The sequence below is a fragment of the Rhodocytophaga aerolata genome, assembly GCF_030503435.1.
Classification (GTDB): domain Bacteria; phylum Bacteroidota; class Bacteroidia; order Cytophagales; family 172606-1; genus Rhodocytophaga; species Rhodocytophaga aerolata.
In genome coordinates this window covers 232,620-239,210 of the sequence record NZ_JAUKPO010000009.1, presented here as the reverse complement: position 1 = coordinate 239,210, position 6,591 = coordinate 232,620, and the positions used below count along the sequence as shown (strand labels likewise).

Here is a 6,591-nt window from a genome sequence, read left to right as displayed (position 1 = left end):
TTGCTGACCTTGCCGGTAATGCCTTTGCCGGTATTGCTGCCAACACGGCCTGGAACTTTACCATCGTTGACCCACAAGATACCCAAGCACCAACAGTAAGTAGCTATAGCCCGGCCAATGCTGCTACCAATGTAGCCACCAATAGCAATCTCTCCCTAACCTTTACCGAAGCCATCCAGAAAGGCACTTTAGGGAACATTACTATCTACCAGGGCACTACCCTGCTCCAAACCATTGATATAGCCAGTACAGCTGTTACCGTTGCCAATACTGTATTAATCATTAATCCACCTCAGGATCTGCCAGCCGGCGTAGCAATTACCATTCAAATTAGTCAGGGTGCGGTAACAGACTTAGCGGATAATGCCTATGCTGGTATTACAGATAATTCAACCTGGCAATTTACCACTGCTGCCCAGCCGGATAATACTGCTCCAACCGTAGTTACACTTTCTCCAGCAAATGGAGCAACCAATGTGGCACAAGATGCGGCATTAATTATTACCTTTAGTGAGGCAATCCAGGCTACGGATAAAAAAATCAGTATTTATCAAAATAATGTCTTATTAGAAGAGTTTGCCGCCAACAGCAACAAAGTAACTCTCTCAGACAAGCAAGTCACGATCAATCCGGCTGCAACCTTTGCTGAAGGAGCAAGCATTTATTTAGTAATCGAACAAGGTGCCTTTACAGATCAGGCGGGCAATAGCTTTGCAGGGATTACCGACAACACCTCCTGGCAGTTTACTATTCTTGAAGAAACTCCAACAGATATTACTGCACCCAAAGCTACCCTCTATACGCCTGCTGACAAATCAGAGGACATACCAGCGAACACCAACCTGGAAATAACTTTTGATGAACCAGTGAAAGCAGGTTCTGGTACGATTGTATTAAGAACAGGCAACACCACACAGCCTATCCCTGTTTCCAGTAATGCAGTTAGCTTTAATGGAAACAAGGTAACGATTAATCCCCCAGCTAATTTTGCTCAGGGAGCTACAGTCAATGTTGAAATTCCCGAAGGGGCCATTACTGACTTAGCAGGTAACGTATTTGAAGGCACGGATGCTACCACCTGGAGTTTTACCATTATCACCAACACCGGTCCGGTAGATACCGAAGCACCGGAAGTAGTCAGCTTTTTGCCAGCCAATACAGCTACCGGAGTTGCTCCGGCTACCAATCTGGAAATTACCTTTAATGAAGCTGTAAAAAAAGGAACAACCGGCAATATTACCATTTATCAGGGAGCCACCCTGCTCCAAACCATTGCTATTACAGAGGCTGTTGTAACGATTGCCGAGGAGGTAGTGACCATTAATCCGCCCCAGAATTTACCTTCTGGTGAATCGCTAAACATCCGGATCACGCAAGGAGCCATCACCGATCTGGCAGACAATGCATTTGCAGGAATCACCGATAATAGCACCTGGCAGTTTACCACTTCTCCTGCTTCCGATAATACAGCACCGCTGGTAAGTTCTGTTTCGCCTGCTAATGGAGCTGTTAATATACCTACAGGAGAAAATCTGGTGATTACCTTTAATGAAACTATCGTCCGGAAAACTGGAAACATTCAACTAACTGTTAATAATGTAGCCCGGACTATTGCCCTTACCGACCAGGCACAAGTCTCTATAGCAGATAATATTCTCACCATTAACCCTTCTGCTGATTTTCCGGCTGGAGCCCAGGTAAGTGTAGAAATTCCGGCTGGGGGAGTAACCGATGAGGCGGGCAATCCTTTCAGAGGTATTGCCTCCGTCGACTGGCGTTTTACGGTGGCCACAGAGGTAGACAAAACACCACCAACGGTTACCTTGCTCTCCCCGGCAGACAATGCTTCGGATGTACCAGTAAATGCCAATCTTACGCTGACTTTCGCTGAACCGGTGAAGAAAGGAACAGGCCTTGTAACGGTTTCTCAATATGGCTTCGACCGGGAAATTCCAATAGACGATCAAAGTATTTCTGTGAATGGCAATACAGTTAGCATAGACTTGGAATCTGACTTTTTACCTGGGACCAATGTATATGTACTTCTACCCGCAGGTATATTTACGGACCTGGCAGGCAATGCTTATGCCGGTATAACAGACCCATCTGGTTGGAACTTTACGGTAGCCAATTCGCCAGATATTTCTAAACCAATTGTCAACAGCCTCTCTCCATCCGATAACAGCACAGATATTGCGGCCAACACAAAATTAGTTTTGATATTTAATAAACAACTGGTGAAAGGCCAGGGTAATATTATTCTTACCCATGGTACCAGCTCACAGACGATTGATGTAAGCAGCTCTGCCGTAACCATAACTGGTGACACAGTAACCATTGATCCACCTACTGATTTCCCTTCTGAATCGTATGTGAGTGTATTAATTATGCCTGGTGTTTTTAAAGATATAGCAGGGAATGCTTTTGAAGGTATACTAGATGCAGACACCTGGAACTTTACAATTATTGATACCAAGGCACCTACCCTCATATCCTTGTTCCCGGACGACAATGCCAGCAACATACCTGCAAACATCAATCTGGTACTAGCCTTCGACGAGAATATAAGTAAAGGAAGTGGACAGATAATTATTACCGATGGAGATTCATCTCAAACCATCGATATTACCAGTGATGCCGTCATAGTATCAGGTGCTACGGTAATAATTAATCCGCCGGTTGATTTTCCTTATGGAGCACAGGTAAGTATTCAGATTCCGGAAGGTGCATTTGTAGATGCAAGCGGCAATCCATTTGCCGGGTTAACGGGAGGTTCTTCCTGGAATCTCACTATTTCTGCCTTTTCCGACACGAGTGCTCCAATCGCTATTTCCTTCTCTCCGGCTGATAATTCCACCGCTGTGCCGGCAAATGCCAATCTGGAAATTGTTTTCAGCGAAAATGTGACCAAAGGCAGCGGAAGTATTACCATAAATCAGGGAAGCAACACCCAGACCATAGACATCACCAGTGCCGATGTATTGATTGAGGGTACAAAGGTTACTATTAATCCGCCAGCCGATTTCCCATCTGGCGAACAAGTATATGTATTGATTCCAGCAGGGGCTATTAAAGATCAGGCAAATAATCCGTATGCTGGCATTAGTGAAGCTACAGGCTGGAACTTTACTATTGATGCTTCTATCCCGGTAAGTATTGTTTCGCAAAATTTCCCGGAACTTATTCAATCTTCTGCTGCCAATGTAGAAGTCTCTATTGAGCTAAACCGTGTGGAAGAAGGCATGAAAGTAGAACTGGTTTCCAGAGGCATTGCCAGTGCAGACTGGAACCGGCAACAACTTAATTCAGCTACCGTCCGTTTCCCGGCCACCCTGGCTCAGACACAGTTTGATGAAATTGGCCTGGAATATTATTTTGATGTTACCTTACCCTCAGGTATTAAGTTAGCCAGCGATACCGGCTATACCTATATTCAATACGTAGGCAATGGATTAGATATACCAGATTTACAATCTGGCTCAACCGTAGATGCGTACCAGATCATTTCTATTCCACTGGATTTGGCAAATAACCAGATCAGCGCCGTAGTAGAAGATGATTTAAATGAATACAATATTAAAAAATGGCGTTTCTTCAACTACCGCAATGGCTTACTTTCTGAGTACCAGAATGGCCTTACTTCTATAGAAACCGGGAATGGATACTGGCTTATTTCCCGCAATCCAGCCAATATCAATACAGGAGAAGGCACTACGGTAAAAGTCCGCAGCAGTAATCCGTATGTACTCCGGTTGAAGAAGGGCTGGAACCAGATAGGAAATCCATACAACTTTACTGTTTCCTGGAATGATGTAAAAGCCTATAATAAACTACCCGAAGGCCTGGGCAATTTGCGGGTATTTGAAAGTGAATATAAAGACAGTGATCTGTTAAGACGGTTCCGTGGAGCTTTTGTATTTGCTGATGAAGATATGGTAATACAGATTCCTGTGTTGAAAAACAAAGCAGCCAACGGCAGAATTTCAGTAGAGCAGGAAGATAACTTTAACCTGAACTCTCTCTGGGAGGTAAACTTTTCGCTCTTAAGTAAAGAAATGAATTACCGCCTGGGAGGTGCCGGAATGAATCCGGATGCAGACTTCAGCAAAGACCGCTATGATGACATTACCGTGCCACGGTTTGTGAAATACCTGGAGATGAACTTCCGCCATGAGGAATATTTTGCTCCTAAATTCACGAAGGATATCCGGCCAGTAGAACCTAACCAAACCTGGGATTTTACGGTGGAATCGAACATCTCGGCTCAGGCAGTAACCCTAGGATGGAAGAAGTTCTTATCCGAAAAAATGGACCAGACCAAGAAATTAGTTCTCTATGATATTACCCATGACAAAGCCGTAGACCTGCTGAAAAATGAAAATTATGTATTCCACCAGGATAGCCTGACACAATTCAAATTGTTCTTTGGCACCCCAGAATATATTCAGGAAAACCTGCAAGCTTACCAGACTATCATGATCGGAAACTATCCGAATCCGTTCCGGGAAAGCACCACTTTTGCCTTCCGCTTGTCTGCTGCTGCCAAAACCTATCAGGTACGCCTGCTGGTATATGATATTCAAGGCAAACTAATTTCTACCCTAACAGAGGGTGCTCTGGATGCCGGCACACACGAAATAACCTGGGATGGCACCAATGACAGTGGCCGTAAGTTGCCGGCAGGTATGTATCTGTACAAACTGGAAACAGTTTCAGAAAATGGCAGCAAGCTGTTTACACATAAATTAGTTATTCAATAATTCTGTCGTACATATGCTTATGAAGCTGAGACAAATCACACAGTTTTTATATATAGTTCTGCTATTTCTCTACGCAGCTCCTGCCTACAGCCAGACTGTTTCTGGGAAAAGCAATGTGGTGCATATAAAAGTAAGCGAGCAACCAGATGGCGCCAAACCTATGCTGTCGTATAGCGGTGTGGTTTTTAAAGAGCAGAACAACAACCAAGCTATTGATCCGCAGGAAGAAGCCTCTATTAATTTTACGGTAAAAAACGAGGGCAAAGGAACTTCTCAGAACTTATTAATAAAAGCCTATGCTTCCAATGATATCCGCGGACTGGCTTTTCCTAAAGAAGTGAAGTTAGATCCACTGGCTCCCGGTAAACTGAAGGAAATCAGCATTCCTATTAATACCTCCAGATCCCTGGAATCTGGTACTGCCAATATTATTATTGAAATTAAAGAAGAGTTTGAATACGACCCAGATCAGATTGAAATTAATATTCTGACAGAGGAAGTAAAAAGGTAGCCTTTCCTCCTACTGAACTCATATATCATCCGCAAAAAAACCTACTTAACATATTAATGATTATAATAACAATATATTTGTAGTAAGCATTTCACATATAAATTCTTTTCCTATCTTGGCCTCCTCCACCAATTGAATTTATAACCCATGACACATTACTTAAAAACTACAAACAAGCTATCCCATTTTTTAGTCATTCTGCTTTATTTGCTTATCAGTTCCAGCTATCTGTTTGCCCAGAATGCCATCTGGACGAAAGAAAAAGCAAACAGTTGGTACAAAAATCAACCCTGGCTGGTGGGCAGTAACTATGCTCCCAATACAGCAATTAATCAGCTGGAAATGTGGCAGGCCGATACTTTTGACCCAGAAATGATTGATGAAGAGTTGGGCTGGGCTGAAGGGTTAGGCTTTAATACTATGCGTGTTTTTCTGCATGATAAACTCTGGGAACAGGATGCAGAAGGGTTTAAAAAGCGGATAGATCAGTTTCTAACTATTTGCGCCAAACACAAGATACGCCCCATGTTTGTTTTATTTGATTCAGTCTGGAATCCGGAATCTAAACTTGGAAAGCAACCAGAACCTAAACCGGGCGTACATAATTCGGGCTGGGTACAAAATCCCGGAGCCGCCATTCTGCAAGATCCCAAACAATATCCGAAGCTGGAAGCTTATGTAAAAGGCATTGTTGGCCATTTTGCCAACGATAAACGCATACTAGCCTGGGATGTGTGGAACGAACCTGATAATGACAATGGAGGAAAATTTAAAGAACCAGCCAATAAGGTAGCCCTGGTGGAGGGTTTGCTTCCCAAAGTGTTTACCTGGACCCGTGCGGCCAATCCTTCGCAACCTATCACCTGCGGCATCTGGAAGGGCGACTGGTCTACGCACGACAAGCTCACAGCGGTTGAAAAAATTCAGATAGACAATTCAGATATCATCTCCTTCCATAATTATGATGATCCGGCTGACCTGGAGAAACGAATCCAGTGGTTGCAGCGGTACGGAAGGCCCATGCTTTGCACAGAATATATGGCTAGAGGAAATAAAAGTACATTCCAGGGTTCTCTACCGGTGTTGAAAAAATATAAGGTAGCTGCCTATAATTGGGGGTTTGTTGCCGGTAAAAGCAATACTATTTATGCCTGGGATACCTGGAAAAAAGCTGCCGATGGTGAACCTGCTTTATGGTTTCATGATATTTTCCGCACTAGCGGCCAACCTTACCGCCGTGAGGAAGTAGCTTTTATTAAACAAATGACTGGCGTGCAGAAAAATGCCCCGAAAGAAGCTGAAATGGTGAGATAGGTATAT

The 6,591-nt window shown here is 43.7% G+C and carries 3 protein-coding genes; all 3 read left to right on the top strand.

Features of this window, described 5'->3' with window-relative positions:
• Positions 1-4,760, top strand: a 4,760-nt coding sequence (locus tag Q0590_RS17470; protein WP_302038871.1) for an Ig-like domain-containing domain, incomplete at its 5' end; no start/stop codon positions are given.
• A gap of 19 nt (positions 4,761-4,779) precedes the next feature.
• Positions 4,780-5,271: a CARDB domain-containing protein gene (locus Q0590_RS17465; protein WP_302038870.1), complete on the top strand. Its 492-nt coding sequence runs from the start codon at positions 4,780-4,782 to the stop codon at positions 5,269-5,271.
• A gap of 147 nt (positions 5,272-5,418) precedes the next feature.
• A complete protein-coding gene (locus Q0590_RS17460; RefSeq protein ID WP_302038869.1) occupies positions 5,419-6,585 on the top strand; it encodes an endo-1,4-beta-xylanase in 1,167 nt (388 codons plus the stop codon).
• The last annotated feature ends 6 nt before the right edge of the window (positions 6,586-6,591 follow it).

What these genes read in the sequence shown, in the direction of transcription:
- Q0590_RS17460 (WP_302038869.1), top strand. Translation starts at nt 5,419, where the DNA reads ATGACACATTACTTAAAAACTACAAACAAGCTATCCCATTTTTTAGTC.
- Q0590_RS17465 (WP_302038870.1), top strand. Translation starts at nt 4,780, where the DNA reads ATGAAGCTGAGACAAATCACACAGTTTTTATATATAGTTCTGCTATTT.